The organism is Roseovarius sp. Pro17, from assembly GCF_035599575.1.
Classification (GTDB): domain Bacteria; phylum Pseudomonadota; class Alphaproteobacteria; order Rhodobacterales; family Rhodobacteraceae; genus Roseovarius.
On sequence record NZ_CP141179.1, the window covers coordinates 689221 to 707722 of the forward strand.

An 18502-nucleotide genomic window follows, 5' to 3' on the forward strand; every position below is an offset into this window, starting at 1 on the left:
CGTTCCTAACGCGGCCTATTCCTAACTGCTGCGCTAGCGGGCATTAATTGACGCGGTCGCGATCATCTGTCTCGCGGCTAAAGCTGTCAGTACATTGCGGTTTTTGCGCTCCCACTTTCTCTTCTCCACCACCAAGAAGATGAAAAATGGGTGGCTCAGACTTCAACACACGATACCTAGTCGCGCTGCGTGTTGAGGGATCGGCCCTTGGACCCGTCGCGTTTTGATGCGGCCCTTAAAGCATCATGCCAATAGACCAGAGGCCGACCATCCACCCATATCCAAACTGGACCACCCGATGGGCGCACTCTAGGCTGGGGGTAAAAACTTGAGTGAAACGCTCTAACTTGGTGGACGGCCCTCGGTCATTCGCACACTATCGACCCTGTAGTTGTCAGTTGATCCTCCATCAATCAATGCAAATGACAGACCTATGATGGTTTGAGGGAACTCGCTGGGATTTGTCACAGAGCCACTTCGAAGGCCTCCCGAAGACACGGCACCGAAAGAACTGACTTGATAAGTGTCGTTCGCAGGATTTGCATATAATAGTATCGAATGGTCTTGTCCTGGCGAATACGCGCCAACCTGATTTCCGCCGGCTGTGATTACGCCGGTATCGAATATAATCTCGGCGATAGTTGAGAAATGACCGGAAAAAAGGGAGATGTTCGCAGCGGAACCTGGGCTAAGTCTACCCTCCCAACTCGCGTAAACCCCTTGACTGGTGTCGTTAAGGGCTTCCGCATACATGTATACAACAGACCTTCCGGGCCCAGCGATGTTCAGAGATTTAGAGCCAGCGATAGGTGCCACATTACTCACAGTAATTGACCCGATTCTGCCAACGCTAAGGACGCGATCAGAAGGCGTACCATCCGGCTCAGCCAACGGCGCTTCACCTATCGTATCAACTTCAAAATCATCTATAAAGCGAGCTGATGTACACCCTGCAACAGCAATGACTGTGGTCACACAAAATAATGAGTTATTAATCTTCATGGTTTAGTTCCTTTTGCAAGAAACTTAAGCCGACGTTCCAAAATGGAATTTCCCCCCTGCATGTCATCGCTTCCTTATGCTCAAATCAAGCTTCTTGGATAAGCTGTGTCGTGACACGTGCATTGACCCATAATCTGAGAACGACTTCTGATCACGGGGACGAGTTTGATCCGGCTTTTGGTCTGGTCGATACCGGTTTGGTCAGACTCTTTAAGTCGCTTTCGGTTTTTCAGCCATGCCTTTGCATTTGTCGCGCGGCCAAAGGTGGGCGACTCTTGATGGACGATCCGGCCCTTAGACTTTATAGCGATTTGGACGCCGTACCTGACCGAGCCATCCATGCCTTGAGTTCGACGATTGAGCCCGTATTAGGTAATCCTGTGGACTGCCATTGGGTATGGGTCGGTCCAGATACACTGAAATAGTCCAGAATATGTCCCGATGAGATCGCAGATACATGACAGATTATTCAAGAAATAAGGAGGTTTTTGCGGCATCGCGCCTTTCCATTGCTCCGATGATGGATTGGACTGACCGCCATTGTCGTCATTTGCATCGGCTGCTTAGCCGCCGGGTTTTGCTATATACTGAGATGGTGACCGCGCCAGCGCTGGTGCGCGGAGGCGCGTTGCATCTGCTTGAGCATGGTCCGGGCGAGCATCCGGTCGCGTTGCAGCTGGGTGGATCGGACCCGGTCGAGTTGGCGCAGGCGGCACGGCTGGGCGCGGAGGCCGGCTATGACGAAATCAACCTGAATGTTGGCTGCCCCAGCGACCGGGTTCAATCGGGCACGTTCGGGGCGGTGCTGATGAAATCGCCCGCCCGCGTGGCCCAATGTTGCGCCGCGATGCGCGCCGCCGTCGACGTTCCGGTAACGGTCAAGTGTCGGATCGGCGTCGACGATCAGACCCCGCATGAGGTGCTGCCGCACTTTATCCAAGAGGTGGTCGCGGCAGGCGTCACGCGCCTGACGATCCATGCGCGGATGGCGTGGTTGGAGGGGCTCAGCCCCAAGGAGAACCGCGATATTCCGCCGCTGGATTACGCGCTGGTGCATGAGATGAAAGCGCGCTTTCCCGCGCTGCACCTGTCGGTCAATGGCGGCATCGACAGTCTGGAGGCGGTGCAGAGCCACCTGAGCGCAGGCATGGACGGCGTAATGGTCGGGCGCGCGGCCTATCACTCACCTGCGCAGATCCTCTGCGCCGCCGACCGTCTGATCTTTGGCGAAACCACGCCCGACAGCACGCCCGAGGGTGCCGCGCGCGCCATGATGGACTATGCCGAGTTGCATCTGGTGGCGGGTGGTCGGTTGAACCAGATCACGCGCCATATGCTGGGACTCTTTGCCGGACGGCCCGGCGCGCGGGCATGGCGGCGCATGTTGTCGGAGGGCGCGCATCTGCCTGGCGCGGGGCCAGAACTGATCGAGGCCGCGCTTGGACTGGTCGAGGACGTGCAGGCCGCCTAAAATCCGTTTGCAGCCACGCGGCAAAACGCCCACAACATCGAAGGGTGTGTGGGCCTTTTCTATTTTTCCCGACTCGGAAAAAACGTAAAACGCGTCGGTCTTCGCCCAATTACTTGCAGGAGACGTCGCCATGCCCGATCCCTCCCTACTGCTGGCCATGACGGCGATGCTGCTGGCCATCGGCGCCTTTGCGGGCGTGTTGGCGGGCCTTTTGGGTGTTGGCGGCGGGATCATTCTGGTCCCTGCGTTCTTCTTTGCATTCAAGACGCTGGGCTATGGCGGCCCGCAACTGATGCAAGTGTGCCTCGCCACGTCATTGGCGACGATCATCGTAACCTCCGTGCGCTCGGTGCTGTCGCATCACCGCAAGGGGGCGGTCAATTGGGACATTCTGCGCACATGGGCGCCGGGCATCGCCATCGGCGCGGTGCTGGGGGTGGTCGTGGCGGCAAGCCTGCGTTCGGGGACGTTGCAGGGCATCTTCGGCATCCTCGCCTTGTGTGTCGGAATTTATATGACCTTGGGGCGCACGCATTGGCGACTGGGCGAAGTCATGCCCGGCCCGCTTGCGCGCTCTCTCATGTCGCCGGTCGTTGGCTTTCTTTCGGTGTTGATGGGCATCGGCGGGGGCAGCTTTGGCGTGCCTTTGATGAGCCTGCATGACGTGCCGATCCACCGCGCTGTCGCCACTGCGGCAGGTTTTGGCGCTGCCATTGCGGTGCCGTCGGTCATCGGCTTCCTGTTGCTGGATATCGCGCCAGCGGGGCGTCCGCCCTTTACCGTCGGTGCGGTAAACGGACCCGCTTTTCTCATCGTCATCGCGATGACGCTGCTGACCGCGCCGCTGGGCGTGAGGCTGGCCCATGCGATGGACCCCAAACCGCTAAAGCGCGTGTTCGGCATTTTTCTGACGTTGATCGCGCTTAACATGCTGCGCAAGTCGCTGGGCTGGTGAGCGCGTTTTTGCAAAAGGGCTGGGCGCGGTTCGGCCATGACGCGGGCGTCGCAGCTTGGGCAGATGCCGCGCGCAACGCCGCCTTGCGGCGCATGGCTGAGCCTGCCCACCGCGCCGCGAGGGTGCAATGCGGCGGCACATGGTTTGTCGGGGTTGATACGCTGCCCAACGACGCGCGCGGCGCCGTGGAGGGCAGTGGTCCGCTGAGCGGGCCTGGCTATGACGCGGCGCGCGCGCTCTATGGCGATCTGCCGCTGCATTCGGGGCAGGTGTCGGTCACCTGGCCCGGCTATCCCCAGCCGCGCAAGGGCGAGGGGGAGGCAGCAGCGCGCTACCGTACCCGGCGCGATGCCGCGCATGTCGATGGCCTGCTGGCCGTGGGCGACACCCGGGCGCGGATGCTAAAGGAAAGGCACGCCTACATTCTAGGCCTGCCGCTGACCGACGTGGGCGACGGGGCCAGCCCGCTGGTCGCGTGGGAGGGCAGTCACGAGGTGATGCGCGCCGCCTTTGCTACCGCGCTGGAGGGCGTGCCACCAGCAGACTGGGGCGCGGTGGATCTGACGGAAATTTACAAGACGACCCGTCGCGAGGTGTTCGAACGCTGCGCACGCGTCGAGTTGCCCGCGCAGCCGGGCGAGGCGGTGCTGATGCATCGTCTGGCGCTGCACGGGGTAGCACCTTGGCAGGAGGGCGCAGAGGCGCCGCCGGAGGGGCGCATGATTGCATATTTTCGCCCTGAATTTATAGGGCAGGGGCCTGATTGGTTGAGCGCACTCTGAAGAGAGCGCACTCTGAAGAGGCTGGGGCGCGCTTGCTGGCCACTTGGCCCGTTATTTGCCGCGCTTCAGTCGCGCCGCGCGCCCCCCGCGCCGCTTGCGCAAAAGGCCCGCGCGATCTGGCAGCTCTTCCATGATCGCAGTCCGCTCGCCGTCGGTCATCTTTGACCAGCCGGTGATCTCGTCGATGCTGCGTAGGCAGCCGGTGCATATGCGCTCTTCGGGGTGGACCACGCAGATCTGGATGCAGGGCGATTGCACCTCATCGCGGGTCCATATTGGCGGCTCGCCCGAATTGCCTTGTCCGTCCATCATCGCGCGCTCCTCATGTGACCGATCCGGTCCAGCACCCCTTGCAGGATATACGATGCGGCGATGTTGTCGATAACCTCGGCGCGACGCTTGCGAGACGTATCCGCCTCCAAAAGCGCGCGTTCGGCCGCGACCGTGGACAGACGCTCGTCCCAATAGCCGATGGGCAGGTCCGTGAGGCGGCTGAGGTTGCGCGCAAATGCACGGGTTGACTGACAGCGCGGACCCTCGCTGCCATCCATGTTGCGCGGCAGGCCAAGGATGATGCCACCGATGCGCCGATCCATCACAATATCCAACAATCGTGCGGCATCGACGCCAAATTTCTTGCGTCGCACGGTCTCGTGCGGGCTGGCGATCGACCAAAGCGCGTCGGACACCGCGACACCAATCGTCTTGTCGCCCAGATCGAGCCCCATGAGGGCCTGCATCGGGGGCAATTCGGCGGTAAAATCGGCTATATCCTCGTGGATCACTGCGCGGTCTCGCTCGGGTCCGTCTCATTGGTGTTCAGTCCCGCGCCGTCCGCCGCCTCGCGCAGCAGGGCCAGCGCGTCTGGTTGCTCTGCGAACGTCGCCCGCGCCTCTGTCCAAATCGCGTCGGCGCGGTCCGTTTCGCCCAGAACCCCCAAGGCGGTGATCAGTCGCGCCCAATCCTGTGGCGGTCCGCCCTCATCGGCGAGGCGTGCCATCAACCCCTCGACCATCGAGCGGATGAACGCCTGACGACCCTCGTCGGTCATCCCCTCGGCGTCTTCGATCTGCTCGGCTGTCGGGCCGTTGGCCTGCGGGGAGGTTTGCGGGGCATCTGGCAACGTATACCGGATACCTGCGCGCGTGGCGGCGTCGCCGATCCGCTCGCGCAATGGCATGATCCAGGCGGCGTCCGCGGGGCTGTCCTCCAACAATTCCCTCCACGTACGAAAGGCGGCGTCGGGGCGATCGACCTGTGCATAATAGAGCCCAAGGTAATAGCGCGCCTCGGGTAGGCCGGGGTTCAGCAACAGGGCGGCGCGCAGGCTGGTCTCGGCCTCGGACGATACATAGCCGCCTGCCGCAGTGATCATCAGATCGGCAAGAAAGGCATGATCGGCGGCGACAGCGGCATTGCCCTTGATCTCGATCAGCCGGGCCTGCGCGCGCCGCGCTGCACGTGTGTTTCCGAGGCTTGCCTCGTTACGTGCCAGCAGCATCAGGCCGCGCACGTCGTCCGGGCGCGTCTCGATGGCGGCGCGCAGCTGCGTCATCAACTGGGCGAAATCCTCAGACGGGATTACAGGCCGTTCGTCAGGACCGAAACGCGCCTCGGCCTCCTGCTGATCCAGCCGCTCACCACGGGCCATATCCGACGCAGCGAGGCGCTCGGCGCGCGGTAGGTCCCGATAGCCCGGCGCACCCAAGCTCAGATAGCCCGCAATTGCGCCACCCGTCACCACCGCTACCAGCAATGCAGCTAATATCGCACCTGCGCGGCGCGGCTGCCCGCCGTCTACGCCGTAAGCCTGCACTTGTGCATCTGCGGCCAGAATACGGCGCGACACTTCGGCGCGCAGGCGCCCGGCCTCGCCCTCGGTAATCGTGCCGCGCGCCAGATCCTTATCGACGTCCCGCAGTTGGACGCGGTAAATCCCAATATCATAGGCCGCAGGCGGCGCTGCGCTGGCCCGCCCGCGCATCAGCGTGGCGGCGATCAGCGCGCTCGTTCCCAGCGCCAGCGCGGCGGCGACGATCCAGAACATCATGGCGTCTCTCCTGCTATCGATGCCCACATAACTGCGCCGCGCCCCCGGTGGAAGAGGCGATACGCGCCGTTGATGTCGCACCTGCGTGTGGACCCCCGTAGATAGGCGGCGCATTGTCGCAAATCGTGCATTCACCGCCGCACCGCGTATGTTGCAGAATTGGCTTTGGCCGCATACCGTACATAATCCCGACGCATATCAGCGAATCCATCACCAGAGTGAGACCGCGCATGAAACGCTACTCAGCCTTCGCCGTTGCCCGTGAGGCGCTACGCAACCACACAGGATGGGAGCGGGCATGGGCCTCGCCCGAGCCGAAAAAGAAATACGACGTCATCATCGTCGGCGCGGGTGGTCATGGTCTGGCCACCGCATATTACCTTGGCAAAAACTTCGGCATCACAAATGTCGCGGTGCTGGAAAAGGGTTGGCTGGGCGGCGGCAACACAGGCCGCAACACCACCATCATCCGCTCGAACTACCTTCAGGATGCGTCCGCTGCGATCTACGAAAAGGCGCGCTCGCTGTACGAGACGATGAGTCAGGACCTGAACTACAACGTCATGTTTAGCCCACGAGGCGTGATGATGCTGGCACAGACGCAGGGCGAGGTGCGCGGGTATGAGCGCACGGCGCATGCCAATGCCCTTCAAGGCGTCAAGACTGAATACATCGGCCCCCAGCGGGTCAAGCAGCTGGTCCCGATCATCAACATCGACGGCCCGCGCTATCCTGTCCTCGGCGCGATCTGGCAGGCACGCGCCGGCACGGCCCGCCACGACGCGGTCGCATGGGGCTATGCCCGTGCTTGCAGTGACATGGGCATGCACATCATCCAGAAATGCGAAGTCACCGGGATCGAGCAGTCTGGCGGTAAGGTGACGGGCGTCAACACCAATCGCGGCACCATCGGCTGTGACAAGCTGGGCGTCGTCGTCGCGGGCCATTCGGGCCACCTCGCCGATATGGCCGGCTTCCGCCTGCCCATTGAATCCGTATCACTTCAGGCGCTGGTCAGCGAGCCGATCAAACCCTGCATGGATGTGGTCGTCATGGCCAACACCGTGCACGGCTATATGAGCCAGTCCGACAAGGGCGAGATGGTCATCGGTGGCGGCACCGACGGCTACAATAACTACACTCAGCGCGGCGCCTTCCATCATATCGAGGAAACCGTGCGCGCGCTGGTCGAGACGTTCCCGATGGTCGCGCGTCTGAAAATGCTGCGCCAGTGGGGCGGCATTGTCGATGTCACCGGCGACCGCTCGCCGATCCTCAGCAAAACCCCCGTCGACGGCATGTTCGTCAACTGCGGCTGGGGCACTGGTGGGTTCAAGGCGATCCCCGGTTCTGGCTGGGGCTTTGCCGAACTGATGGCCAAGGGCCAATCACCGCTGACCGACGCGTTCGGACTAAACCGCTTCTACGAGGGCCGCTTTATTGACGAGTCGGTCGCGGCAGGCGTGGCGCACTGATGGGGAACTTTATCTTACATTGCGGCGTTGGCCCGACTAAGTGCATTTCCAATGGAGATATATCGTGTCCGACCAACAACCGAACTCGAATTCCAACAACAGCTTTCTTGCCTTTGTCGTCGGCGGCCTTCTGGTCGCGGTCGCTGTACTGGGCTGGCTGTTCTACAGCAGCGCCGAAGACAGCAACGATGTCAACATCTCGATCGAGGGCGCTGGCGAAGGTGCCAGCGAAGCTGCGGACGCTATTGAGGGCGCCGTTAACAACGAATAACGGATTCTATCATTCCATTCTGCAAATCGGGCGGCGCCTTTCGGCGCGCGCCCTTTTTGCATTGGCCGAACCTACTACGGAGATAGTCACATGCTGATCCTGACCTGCCCCTGCTGCGGCGTGACCGGCGAGGAAACCGAATTTCACGGCGGCGGCGAGGCGCATCTGAAGCGTTTCGGCCCCGGCTCTGCCGACGGGGATTTTCATGACTACCTCTTCTCCAAGGTGAACCCCAAGGGCGTCCATCTGGAACGCTGGCGCCACAATAACGGTTGCGGCAAGTGGTTTCACGCTGCCCGCGACACTGTCACGCTGGAAATCTTTGGCACCTATCCGGCACAGACGCTAGAGCCGCCGCAGGATATCAAGGACGCGATCAAAGCCAAGCGTCCCGGCTGGTCGTGGAGGGAGTTCGCATGATCTTTCACCGTTCTGAAATTACTCGAAATTCAAACCTAACCATCGGCGCGGGGGCAATGGCATGAGTACACGTCTGGCAGATGGCGGCCGCCTTCTGGATAAGGGTCGCAAACTCGATTTCACCTTCAACGGCAAGCGTCTGCGCGGCTACGCCGGCGACACGATCGCCTCGGCGCTGCTGGCGAATGACCAGATGCTGATGGGCCGCTCGTTCAAATACCATCGCCCGCGCGGCGTGGTCGCATCTGGCGCCGAAGAGCCGAACGGCCTTGTTGGCATGGGCGAGGGCGCGGCGTTCGAGCCGAACCAGCGCGTCACCACGACCGAGCTTTATGACGGGCTGACCTGCACCAGCCAAAACCACTGGCCGTCGCTCGACTTCGACGTGGGCGCCATCAATACCAAGCTGGCGCGCTTTCTGCCTGCTGGCTTCTACTACAAGATGTTCATCCACCCGCGCCCCCTCTGGAAGCATTTCTACGAGCCGATCATCCGCAAATCTGCGGGCCTCGGACGCGCGCCCGATCAGCGCGACAACGACACGTATGAGCATTTCTATGCCTTTTGCGACGTATTGGTCATTGGCGGCGGCGTCGCGGGCCTTCAGGCCGCACGGTCGGCTGCGGCCACTGGGGCCAAGGTGATGTTGATCGAGCAGACGGCCCATTGGGGTGGCCGCTCACCGGTTGATGGCGGCACGGTCGCAGGTCAACCTGTGGACAAGTTTGTGGACGATCTAGTCTCTGAACTGTCGGGCATGGCCAATGTAACCATGCGCAACCGCACCATGGGCGCGGGCGTTTACGACCACGGCTATGCGCTGGGCTATGAGCGTGTCGGCGATCACCAGCCGGACGCCCCAGGTCCGCGCCACCGTCTATGGCGCATCCGAGCCGCGCAGATCGTCACGGCAACAGGCGCTATTGAGCGTCCGCTCAGCTTTGCGGGGAACGACATTCCGGGTGTCATGCTCGCCTCTGCCGTGCGCGACTATGTCGTCGATTACGGCGTTTCCATTGGCGACCGCACGGTTATCGTGACGAACAACGACGATGCCTACCGCACGGCGATCACCCTTAAGGAGAACGGCCTTGACGTGCCTGTCATCCTCGACGCGCGCGTTCCGTCGCAGGACAGCCCGCTGATGGCCGAGGCCAAATCGCTGGGTATCCGCGTGCTGATGGGTCACGGCATTTCATCCGTTCAGGGTGGCAAGCGTGTTACCGGTGTCGGGATCTGCTCTCAGGCCGGCGAGGGTGCCGTGCTGGAGGAGATTGCGTGCGATGTTGTCGCCATGTCCGGCGGCTGGTCGCCAGTGGTCCACCTCTGGTCCCATAGCGGCGGCAAGCTGATCTGGGACGAGGCGTCAGCCTCCTTCCGCCCCGATGTGGACAAAGCGCCGACCGGCGCGTCCGGCGAGGCGTTCGTGAGGGCGGCAGGCGCGGCCAATGGTGCGTTCGGCTTGGGCGAAATCCTGTCGGACGCCACCTCCGCAGGCGCGTCTGCCGCCAAGGCAGCGGGCCACTCCGGCGAGACCCCCAAGGCCCCCCAGGCCGAGGCGATCGACGAGGCGCCCATGGCCCCCGTCTGGATGATGCCGCAAGGCGCAGGTATCGCCAAGCGCCAGAAGGCATGGCTGGACTACCAGAACGACGTCAAGGTGTCAGACATTCAACTCGCTGCGCAGGAAGGCTACGAGTCGGTCGAACATGCCAAGCGGTATACCACGCTAGGCATGGCGACGGATCAGGGTAAGCTGAGTAACATCAATGGTCTGGCGATCCTTTCTGATGCTTTGGGTCAACCTATTCCGCAGACCGGCACGACCACGTTCCGCCCGCCCTATACGCCGATCTCGATGGCCTCCATCACCGGCGAGGCACGCGACGAGCGGTTCATGCCGATCCGCCAGACGCCCATGTACGACTGGCATGTGGAAAACGGCGCGTTTTTCGAGCCGGTTGGCCAGTGGCGTCGTCCCTACACCTACCAGCAGCCGGGCGAGAGCATCGAAGAGGCGGTTAGCCGCGAGGTTAAGAACACTCGGCAAAGCCTTGGAATGCTTGATGCATCCACGTTGGGTAAGCTGGTGGTCAAGGGCAAGGACGCGGGCAAGTTCCTCGACATGCTCTATACTAACATGATGAGCACACTAAAGGTGGGGCGCTGCCGTTATGGCCTGATGTGCAGCGAGAATGGCTTTCTGGTCGATGATGGCGTTGTTGCCCGCATCGATGACGACACGTTCCTCTGCCACACCACCACCGGCGGGGCCGAGTCGATCCATGGTCACATGGAGGAGTGGCTGCAAACCGAATGGTGGGATTGGGACGTCTATGTCGCCAACCTGACCGAAGAATATGCCCAGATCGCCGTTGTCGGCCCACGCGCCCGCGAAACGCTGGAAAAACTGACCGGCGACGACATCAGCGCCGAGGCATTGCCGTTCATGGCGTGGACCGACATCACCCTTGGCGGGATGCAGGCGCGCGCCTATCGCATCTCATTCTCGGGCGAGTTGAGCTACGAGATCGCGGTCAAAGCCTCTGAGGGGCGTGCCCTTTGGGATGCGTTGCTGGCGGCGGGGTCGTCGGCGAACATCACGGTTTATGGCACCGAGGCGCTGCATATCATGCGGGCCGAAAAGGGCTTTATCATGATCGGGGACGAAACCGACGGCACCGTGATCCCGCAGGATCTGGGGCTGAACTGGGCGATCTCGAAAAAGAAAGAGGATTATATCGGCAAGCGCGCGCAGGAGCGTAGCCATATGACCGATCCTAAACGATGGAAGTTGGTGGGGCTGGAAACAGTCGATGGCGGCGTGCTGCCCGATGGCGCATACGCCACCGCAGAGGGCATCAACGCGAATGGCCAGCGCGAAACGCAAGGTAGGGTCACATCGACCTACCACTCGCCCACGCTGGATCGGGGCATCGCCATGGGGCTGGTTCTGAACGGGCCGGACCGGATGGGCGAGGTGCTGGAATTTCCACGCCTCGACGGCACGGTGATGCGCGCGAAAATCGTCGATCCGGTATTCTTCGACAAGGACGGGGAGAAGCAGAATGTCTAATCTAGTCAGCGCCTTGAATGGCGCCAGCGCGCAGGGCTTTGCACAGGTTCGCGACATGGGCCTGCAAGGCATGATTACGCTGCGCGGCGATCTGGGTGCCGCCAAGTTGAAGAAGGCGGTCAAGGCTGCTGCGGGCGGCGACATGCCGACTGCCGGGCATATCAGCCTCTCGGACAATGGCGGCGCCGCATGGATGTCGCCGGACGAGTTGCTGATCCTCGTTCCTTACGCCGATGTCGACGCCAAACTGGCCGAGATCGGCACGGGTATGGGCGACGCGCATCATCTGGCTGTCAACGTCTCGGACGCGCGCTGCATGTTCGCCGTCAGTGGCGACGATGCGCTGGTACGCGAGGCATTGGCCAAGTTGATGCCGGTGGATACGTCTGCGTCCGCCTTCAAGGTAGGTCAGTTCCGCCGCTCGCGCATGGCGCAGGTGCCTGCCGCGATCTGGATGGCCGAGGCGGGTGAGGCGCGCATCGTCTGCTTCCGCTCGGTCGCGCAATATGTGTTCGACCTGCTGAAGGGTGCCACTGCACCGGGAAGCGAAGTGCGCTACCACGCGAAATAATGGATTGGCCCTGCGCTCATGCTCATAATGCGGCGCCGGGCCCCTTGCCCCAATGCACATTGGATGCTGTTTGGGGCGAAGTGGGGCGCAATCCGGAACCTTCGCACCACTCTTGACGTTCCCTCCCTAAGGCCTCCATCTAGGGGCTATACAGAATTTTCAATAACGAGGGGGACTAACCCATGACATTCGAACTTCCCGATCTGCCCTATGCCCACGACGCTCTGGCAGGCAACGGCATGAGCAAGGAGACGCTGGAATACCACCACGACATCCACCACAAGGCCTATGTCGACAATGGCAACAAAGCCATCAAAGGCACCGAGTGGGAGGGCAAGACCCTCGAAGAGATCATCAAGGGCACGTATGACAAGAACGCTGTCGCGCAATCCGGCATCTTTAACAACATCAGCCAGTTGTGGAACCACAACCAGTTCTGGGAAATGATGAGCCCCGGTAAATCCGACATGCCTTCCGAGCTGGAAAAAGCACTCAAAGATAGCTTTGGCAGCGTCGACGATTTCAAGAAAGAGTTTGCAGCCGCTGGCGCTGGTCAGTTCGGCTCGGGCTGGGCTTGGCTGGTCAAGGACAAGGACGGCAGCCTCAAGGTCACCAAGACCGAGAATGGCGTAAACCCCGTCTGCCACGGCCAGACAGCGCTGCTGGGCTGCGACGTCTGGGAACATTCCTATTACATCGATTTCCGCAACAAGCGCCCGGCCTATCTGGACAACTTCCTGAGCGCGCTGGTGAACTGGGAAAACGTCGCCAGCCGCATGTAGTCCGGCATATCGCGACATATTTGGCCCCCGGCAGCGCCCTGCCGGGGGCTTTTTCGTGCGCGGGGGAACCGCAGGTGCAAGCCCGCCGTTCCCTTACATATTTCAACCAAAACGGAGAGCATCTGATGATTGAGCTGAAAACCGGCACATGGGTGTTGATCTGCGATGGGGAAAAGGCGCTGTTCCTGCGTAACGACGGTGACGCGGATGCGCCCGATCTAAACGTCGTGCGCATCGATGAACAGGACAACCCCAAAGATATCGACCAATCCGCTAACCGTCCGGGTCGAATGCAGGGTAGCCCTCAGGGCCACCGGTCGGCTTTTGACGACACCGACTGGCATGAGCTGGCCAAAGAGCGGTTTGCCTCGGATCTGGCGGATCGCCTATACAAGCAGGCACATCGCGGGGCCTACGATCATCTAGTCATCGTTGCGGCCGCCCGCACATTGGGCGCGTTGCGCAGCGAATTGCACCTGGAAGTCACGAACAAGGTTATCGCCGAGATTGCTAAGGATCTGACCAACCACCCGCTCGACGAGGTCGAAAAACTGGTCAAGGCTCAACTCGCCGAAATGTAACACCGTCGTTGCGCGCAGGGCCGGCTGCAAGCGCAGGTTTCGCCCTCCGCGCAGCCCCTTTCTTATCCGACCCCGCTCGGATATGCACCGTCCGGACAAGGCGTATGTGGCGGGGCCGAACAGATGACCGACGAGGCCAAAGGCGTCTTTGCGATGATGGGGGCCTGTACCATCTGGGGCTTGTCAGGCATCTTCTACAAATTGCTCGATAATGTCCCCGCTGCCGAGATCCTCTGCCATCGCACGCTCTGGGGATTTGTATTCTTTGTCTGCCTCCTGCGATTTCAGGGCCGTTTGCGCACGCTTCCTTCTGCCGTTTCAACCCCGCGCACCTTCGGCATTGTGGCCTTTGCGGCACTGATCATTTCGCTCAATTGGTTCGTGTTCATCACGTCAATCCATCTGGGACACGCGACCGAAGCATCGCTGGGATACTACATCTTTCCGCTCGCCGCCGTGCTGTTTGGCGCGATCTTCTACCGCGAGAAGCTGAGCCGTGCGCAAATCGTTTCGGTCGTGCTGGCGGCCAGTGCGGTGATCATCTTGTCGATCGGACTGCAGGTTGCGCCATGGGTTGCGCTGGTTCTGGCGTTGTCCTTCGCGACCTACGGCGCTGTCAAAAAGGGGCTGTCCACAGGCCCGGTCGTGTCGGTCACCGCTGAGGTGACGATGCTGCTACCCTTTGCAATCGCGTGGCTGGCCGTGATCCATTCCCGCGGTGACGGGCATTTCGGCGAGGATCTGGCGACGTCGCTGATGCTGATGTTTTCGGGACTCATGACGGCTGTGCCATTGATCCTGTTTTCCTACGCCACGCGCCGGGTGACGCTGGCGACAATCGGCCTCGTTCAATACGTCAATCCGACGCTGCAATTTCTGGTGGCGACGCTGATTTTTCGCGAGGCTTTCACGCTATGGCACGCCATTGCCTTCGCGCTGATCTGGACCGCGCTGGTGATCTATACGGCGTCGTCCTGGCGCCGGGGCAGGGCCGCGCGCAAGGTTGCAAGGGCAGCCGGCACATCCGGCACGGTGATATAGCCCCCGGACAGGTCCGTCCCGGCAAAGCCCTCAGTGACGACATGCTCTAACAGCGCGACCAGCGGCTGCCAGTAGCCATCGACGTCGATCAGCACCACTGGCTTGGTATGCAGGCCCAACTGGCGCCATGTCAGCACCTCGAACAACTCGTCCAGCGATCCGCCGCCGCCGGGCAGCAGCGCGATGGCGTCGCAGTTCATGAACATCACCTTCTTGCGCTCGTGCATCGTCTCGGTCACGACGCGCCGGGCGCGCGTATCCACCCCTGTCTCCGCCGTGGCCTCAAGCCCGACCAGATGTTGCGGAATGACGCCCAGCAGATCGCCACCCGCCTCCAGCGCCGCCCGCGCGCAGCGGCCCATCAACCCCACATCGCCAGCGCCATAGACCAGCCGCCAGCCCTCATGCGCGAGCGCTGCGCCCAGTTCATCGGCGGCGGCGCTATAGGCCATGCGCGCGCCTTCGCGTGCGCCGCAAAAGACACAGATGGACGGGGTGGGCATGCGGACTCGCCTTTCGTGTACGGTTCTTTTGACGCGTGTTAGCCTTGTTGTTAGGCTCGGACAACCCTCGCGCAATGGCGCGTGGCATATGGCTGGGGGGCCGCGAATGAGCATCTTTGCCAATGAGCACTCGGCACGCCGGATCGGCGTAGGCGCCGCTGTGCTCGTGGTGCTGTTGCTGGGCGGGCTCTACTTTGGCGGCGTGATCGGCCCGCGCTCTGCTCCGCCCGAAATGGCCGCAGCCATGCCTGATCCCAGCGTCAAGGAAACCGCCGAACCCAAGGCAACGGACAACGCCTCTGAAACACAGCCCATCGCCCCCGCACCCCCCCGCATCGACGTCTTCCGGCTGGAGCCAGGTGGCTCTGCCCTCATTGCAGGCCGCGCGTCACCCGGCTGGCAGGTCCAGATCATGCTGGACGGCGCGCCCCTAGCCACCGCATCCGCGGGTAGCGACGGTGCCTTTGCCGAATTCGTCGATCTGCCCGACGACACCGCGCCGCATGTGCTAACGTTAAGCATGTCCGGTCCGGATGGCGGCGCGGCAATCATGGGCGAAGGCGAAGTCATCATCGCCCCAGCGCCCGAGCGCTCGCCTGAGCAGCAGATCGCGACAGTAGAGGGTGGCGTGGATGATACCGCACCCAACGATACGCACGGGACTCGCCCCGCCGCGACCATCGCGCAAACCGCCCCGGACCTTAGCAGTGGCACAGACGCCGATCCCCTCCGGTCCGCACCGGACCCGGCGGCGGATAGGGCCGCACTCAAGGGCGCCACATCGGACGGAGCATCGGACACCGCCACCGATCCTGACGCCGCCACGGATATTCCTGAGCGCACAGTGCTGATGACCGACGCCGACGGCGTGCGCGTCCTTCAGACTCCCACGCCCTCGCCCGGTTCAACGCCGTCCACGCAGGCCGCCAACGCACCGCGAGTCATGTCTTCGGTCGCACTCGACGCGATCAGCTATACCGAAGATGGCAGCGTGCAGTTGTCTGGGCGCGCGGTCGGCACCGGACTCGTCCGAATCTATCTCGACAACACGCCCATCACCACGTCGCGTATCACGGATGCGGGCACTTGGCGCACTGCCTTGCCGCAGGTCGGTACCGGCATCTATACCTTGCGCATAGATGAGGTTGATACAGCCGGCGACGTGACCAGCCGGGTCGAGACGCCCTTCAAACGTGAGGATCGCGCCCTGCTGGCAGAGTTGCAAAGCGACATTGCCGCCAGCGCCGACATGCCGCAAAACAGCGCGCCGAAAACAGCAACGACCAGCGCCCAAGGCGCCGATCAGGCGCCCATCCTGACGATCCGCGCGGTCACCGTGCAGCCGGGTAACACTCTCTGGGCCATCTCGCGCGAGACATATGGCGAGGGCCTGCTTTATGTCCGCGTCTTTGAGGCCAATGCCGACCGCATTCGAGATCCCGATCTGATCTATCCCGGACAGGTCTTTGCCTTGCCTGACTAAGGCGTTTGGGACCATACACAAGACAGCAATGACCTGAAATGCGGCGTCCCGAATGAGCATCGCGCACGTGTCACGGCCCACCCCAACGCCTTTACTGTTCTGAAAATACTCAGGTCAAGCCCTGCAAATCCTGCATATCGGGCTGCCACCGCGCGCGGCGGCTGGATATCCACGCCTGTGCGGCCTAGATATGGTGTTCCGCAGCACGCAAAGGCCCCTCATGAGCCATAATCCCGACACCGAAACCGACCGACCCTCCTCCGGCTGGGCCACCATCATACGCGTGTCGCCCTACGTCTGGCCCAAAGAGGGCGGCGCTTGGGTCAAGCGGCGCGTGGTGCTGGCACTGATCGCCCTTTTCACGGCCAAGCTGATCGCGGTCGGCACGCCCTTTTTCTACAAGGCGGCGGTCGACACGCTCTCGGGCGAGGGCAGCATGGATGCCGCTTGGACGCTGGGCGCGGGCGCGATCGGCCTGACGGTCGCTTACGGCGTGGCGCGGCTGATGACCGTGGGCCTGCAACAGCTGCGCGATGCGCTATTTGCCCCTGTCGGCCAGCGGGCGCTGCGCAAGGTGGCGTTGCGCACATTCCGGCATATTCACGCGATGTCGATGCGCTATCATATTAGCCGCAAGACCGGCGGGCTGAGCCGGATCATCGAGCGTGGCGTCAAGGGCGTCGATTTTCTGCTGCGCTTCCTCATCTTTTCAATCTTTCCGCTGATACTGGAACTGGTCCTGGTCGGTATCATCCTCTGGGCCGCGTTCGATTTCTGGTATCTGGTGGTCGTCGTCATCGTCATCGCGCTCTATGTCGCGTTCACGTTCAAGGTGACAGAATGGCGCGTGAAATTGCGCCGAGAGATGAATGATCAGGACACCGACGCCAACCAAAAGGCGATCGACAGCCTGCTCAACTACGAGACGGTCAAGTATTTCGGCGCCGAGGATCGCGAGGCGGCCCGCTATGACGTGGCCATGGCGGGGTATGAGCGTGCTGCGGTCCGCACCTCCTATTCGCTCTCGTTCCTCAATTTCGGGCAGTCGCTGCTGATCACCACCGGCCTTGTCATCGTGATGGTCATGGCCGCCATTGGTGTGCAGAACGGCACGCTGACGGTCGGCGATTTCGTCATGGTCAACGCCTACATGATCCAGATCACCATGCCGCTCAACTTTCTCGGGACCGTCTATCGCGAGATCCGTCAGAGCCTTGTGGATATGGGCGAGATGTTTGGCCTGCTTGATCAGGCCCCGGATGTGACCGACGCGCCGGATGCGGCCGCGTTGCAAGTGACCGGCGGCAAGGTTGAGCTGCGCGATGTGCATTTCGGCTATGATCCCGCGCGCGAGATCCTCAAGGGTATCACCCTGACCGCAGAGCCGGGCCAGACCGTCGCGATTGTTGGGCCTACCGGGTCGGGCAAATCCACCATCGGGCGGTTGCTGTTTCGCTTCTACGATGTCTCGCAAGGCGCGCTGTGCATCGATGGGCAGGACATCCGGGGCGTCACTCAGCGCAGCCTGCATGACGCCATTGGCGTGGTGCCGCAGGACACCGTCCTTTTCAACGATACCATTGGCTACAATATCGCTTACGGCCTCGAGGGCGCGACGCAGGATGATGTAATTGCGGCGGCCAAGGCGGCCTCGATCCACGATTTCATCGCCTCGCTGCCGGACGGTTACGACACCACTGTTGGTGAGCGGGGGCTAAAGCTGTCGGGCGGTGAAAAACAGCGCGTCGGCATCGCGCGCACATTGCTAAAGGATCCGCCGATCCTGCTGTTGGATGAGGCAACCAGTGCGCTTGATACCGCGACCGAGCGTGACATTCAGGGCGCGCTGGCCCGCGCGGGGCAGGGGCGCACCGTTCTGATCATCGCGCACCGGCTCAGCACCGTGGCCGAGGCGGACCGCATCGTCGTGCTGGATGACGGGCGCATCGTCGAACAGGGCACCCACAGCGACCTGCTGGCCAAGGATGGGCGTTATGCGGGCCTGTGGTATCGCCAACAATCCGAAGAGGCCGCGTAGC

18 protein-coding genes are annotated in these 18502 nt (G+C 61.9%); 13 read left to right on the forward strand and 5 right to left on the reverse strand.

All coding sequences use genetic code 11. The features are described from left to right. Positions 1 to 342: 342 nt before the first annotated feature. Entirely contained in the window at positions 343 to 1002 is a 660-nt protein-coding gene (locus tag U3654_RS03360; RefSeq protein ID WP_324753949.1) for a hypothetical protein, read from the reverse strand. Positions 1003 to 1459: 457 nt separating this feature from the next. Here U3654_RS03360 and dusA point away from each other — a divergent pair, with 457 nt between their 5' ends. From dusA to U3654_RS03375, 3 genes are all read left to right on the forward strand, one after another. After that, entirely contained in the window at positions 1460 to 2473 is a 1014-nt protein-coding gene (dusA, locus tag U3654_RS03365; protein ID WP_324753950.1) for a tRNA dihydrouridine(20/20a) synthase DusA, read from the forward strand. A 130-nt stretch (positions 2474 to 2603) separates the two neighbouring features. Beyond that, positions 2604 to 3428: a sulfite exporter TauE/SafE family protein gene (locus U3654_RS03370; RefSeq protein ID WP_324753951.1), complete on the forward strand. Its 825-nt coding sequence runs from the start codon at positions 2604 to 2606 to the stop codon at positions 3426 to 3428. Then, the gene (locus U3654_RS03375) at positions 3425 to 4210 is read left to right on the forward strand and encodes a hypothetical protein (RefSeq protein ID WP_324753952.1); all 786 of its coding nucleotides are present in this window, start codon (positions 3425 to 3427) and stop codon (positions 4208 to 4210) included. Before U3654_RS03370 ends, U3654_RS03375 begins: the two co-directional genes overlap by 4 nt. Before the next feature lie 51 nt (positions 4211 to 4261). Here the strand turns inward: U3654_RS03375 and U3654_RS03380 are convergent, their stop codons facing one another. The 3 genes from U3654_RS03380 to ccmI are packed head-to-tail and all read right to left on the reverse strand — an operon-like array spanning position 4262 to position 6260. Beyond that, positions 4262 to 4522 carry a DUF1289 domain-containing protein gene (locus U3654_RS03380; RefSeq protein ID WP_324753953.1) on the reverse strand — a complete coding sequence of 87 codons (261 nt, stop codon included), beginning with the start codon at positions 4520 to 4522 and terminating at the stop codon, positions 4262 to 4264. After that, positions 4519 to 4995: a Holliday junction resolvase RuvX gene (gene ruvX / locus U3654_RS03385; RefSeq protein ID WP_324753954.1), complete on the reverse strand. Its 477-nt coding sequence runs from the start codon at positions 4993 to 4995 to the stop codon at positions 4519 to 4521. The genes U3654_RS03380 and ruvX overlap by 4 nt, the downstream gene beginning before the upstream one ends. After that, positions 4992 to 6260 (reverse strand): c-type cytochrome biogenesis protein CcmI, encoded by a 1269-nt coding sequence (ccmI, locus tag U3654_RS03390; protein ID WP_324753955.1) that lies wholly within the window; start codon positions 6258 to 6260, stop codon positions 4992 to 4994. The genes ruvX and ccmI overlap by 4 nt, the downstream gene beginning before the upstream one ends. Positions 6261 to 6490: 230 nt before the next feature. On the opposite strand from ccmI, the gene U3654_RS03395 reads away from it, so the two are divergent. The 8 genes from U3654_RS03395 to rarD all read left to right on the forward strand — a co-directional run bounded on the left by U3654_RS03395 (position 6491) and on the right by rarD (position 14477). Then, a complete protein-coding gene (locus U3654_RS03395; RefSeq protein ID WP_324753956.1) occupies positions 6491 to 7735 on the forward strand; it encodes a sarcosine oxidase subunit beta family protein in 1245 nt (414 codons plus the stop codon). Positions 7736 to 7799: 64 nt separating this feature from the next. After that, positions 7800 to 8006: a hypothetical protein gene (locus U3654_RS03400; RefSeq protein WP_324753957.1), complete on the forward strand. Its 207-nt coding sequence runs from the start codon at positions 7800 to 7802 to the stop codon at positions 8004 to 8006. Between the two features lie 90 nt (positions 8007 to 8096). Further along, complete coding sequence (locus U3654_RS03405; protein ID WP_324753958.1) at positions 8097 to 8426, forward strand: sarcosine oxidase subunit delta; 330 nt, start codon at positions 8097 to 8099, stop codon at positions 8424 to 8426. Positions 8427 to 8487: 61 nt separating this feature from the next. Further along, on the forward strand, positions 8488 to 11502 hold the full coding sequence (locus U3654_RS03410; RefSeq protein ID WP_324753959.1) for a sarcosine oxidase subunit alpha family protein: 3015 nt from the start codon (positions 8488 to 8490) through the stop codon (positions 11500 to 11502). Beyond that, complete coding sequence (locus U3654_RS03415) at positions 11495 to 12073, forward strand: sarcosine oxidase subunit gamma (RefSeq protein ID WP_324753960.1); 579 nt, start codon at positions 11495 to 11497, stop codon at positions 12071 to 12073. Before U3654_RS03410 ends, U3654_RS03415 begins: the two co-directional genes overlap by 8 nt. Positions 12074 to 12255: 182 nt before the next feature. After that, complete coding sequence (locus U3654_RS03420) at positions 12256 to 12855, forward strand: superoxide dismutase (RefSeq protein WP_324753961.1); 600 nt, start codon at positions 12256 to 12258, stop codon at positions 12853 to 12855. 125 nt (positions 12856 to 12980) lie between these two features. Then, entirely contained in the window at positions 12981 to 13436 is a 456-nt protein-coding gene (locus U3654_RS03425) for a host attachment family protein (RefSeq protein WP_324753962.1), read from the forward strand. A gap of 123 nt (positions 13437 to 13559) precedes the next feature. Beyond that, positions 13560 to 14477 (forward strand): EamA family transporter RarD, encoded by a 918-nt coding sequence (gene rarD / locus U3654_RS03430; RefSeq protein WP_324753963.1) that lies wholly within the window; start codon positions 13560 to 13562, stop codon positions 14475 to 14477. On the opposite strand, the gene U3654_RS03435 is transcribed toward rarD, so the two are convergent. After that, a complete protein-coding gene (locus U3654_RS03435; protein WP_324753964.1) occupies positions 14396 to 14980 on the reverse strand; it encodes a TIGR00730 family Rossman fold protein in 585 nt (194 codons plus the stop codon). The genes rarD and U3654_RS03435 overlap by 82 nt on opposite strands. Before the next feature lie 106 nt (positions 14981 to 15086). Here U3654_RS03435 and U3654_RS03440 point away from each other — a divergent pair, with 106 nt between their 5' ends. Further along, positions 15087 to 16463 carry a LysM peptidoglycan-binding domain-containing protein gene (locus U3654_RS03440; protein ID WP_324753965.1) on the forward strand — a complete coding sequence of 459 codons (1377 nt, stop codon included), beginning with the start codon at positions 15087 to 15089 and terminating at the stop codon, positions 16461 to 16463. A gap of 220 nt (positions 16464 to 16683) precedes the next feature. Then, the gene (locus U3654_RS03445; protein ID WP_324753966.1) at positions 16684 to 18501 is read left to right on the forward strand and encodes an ABC transporter ATP-binding protein/permease; all 1818 of its coding nucleotides are present in this window, start codon (positions 16684 to 16686) and stop codon (positions 18499 to 18501) included. Position 18502: the final 1 nt, after the last annotated feature.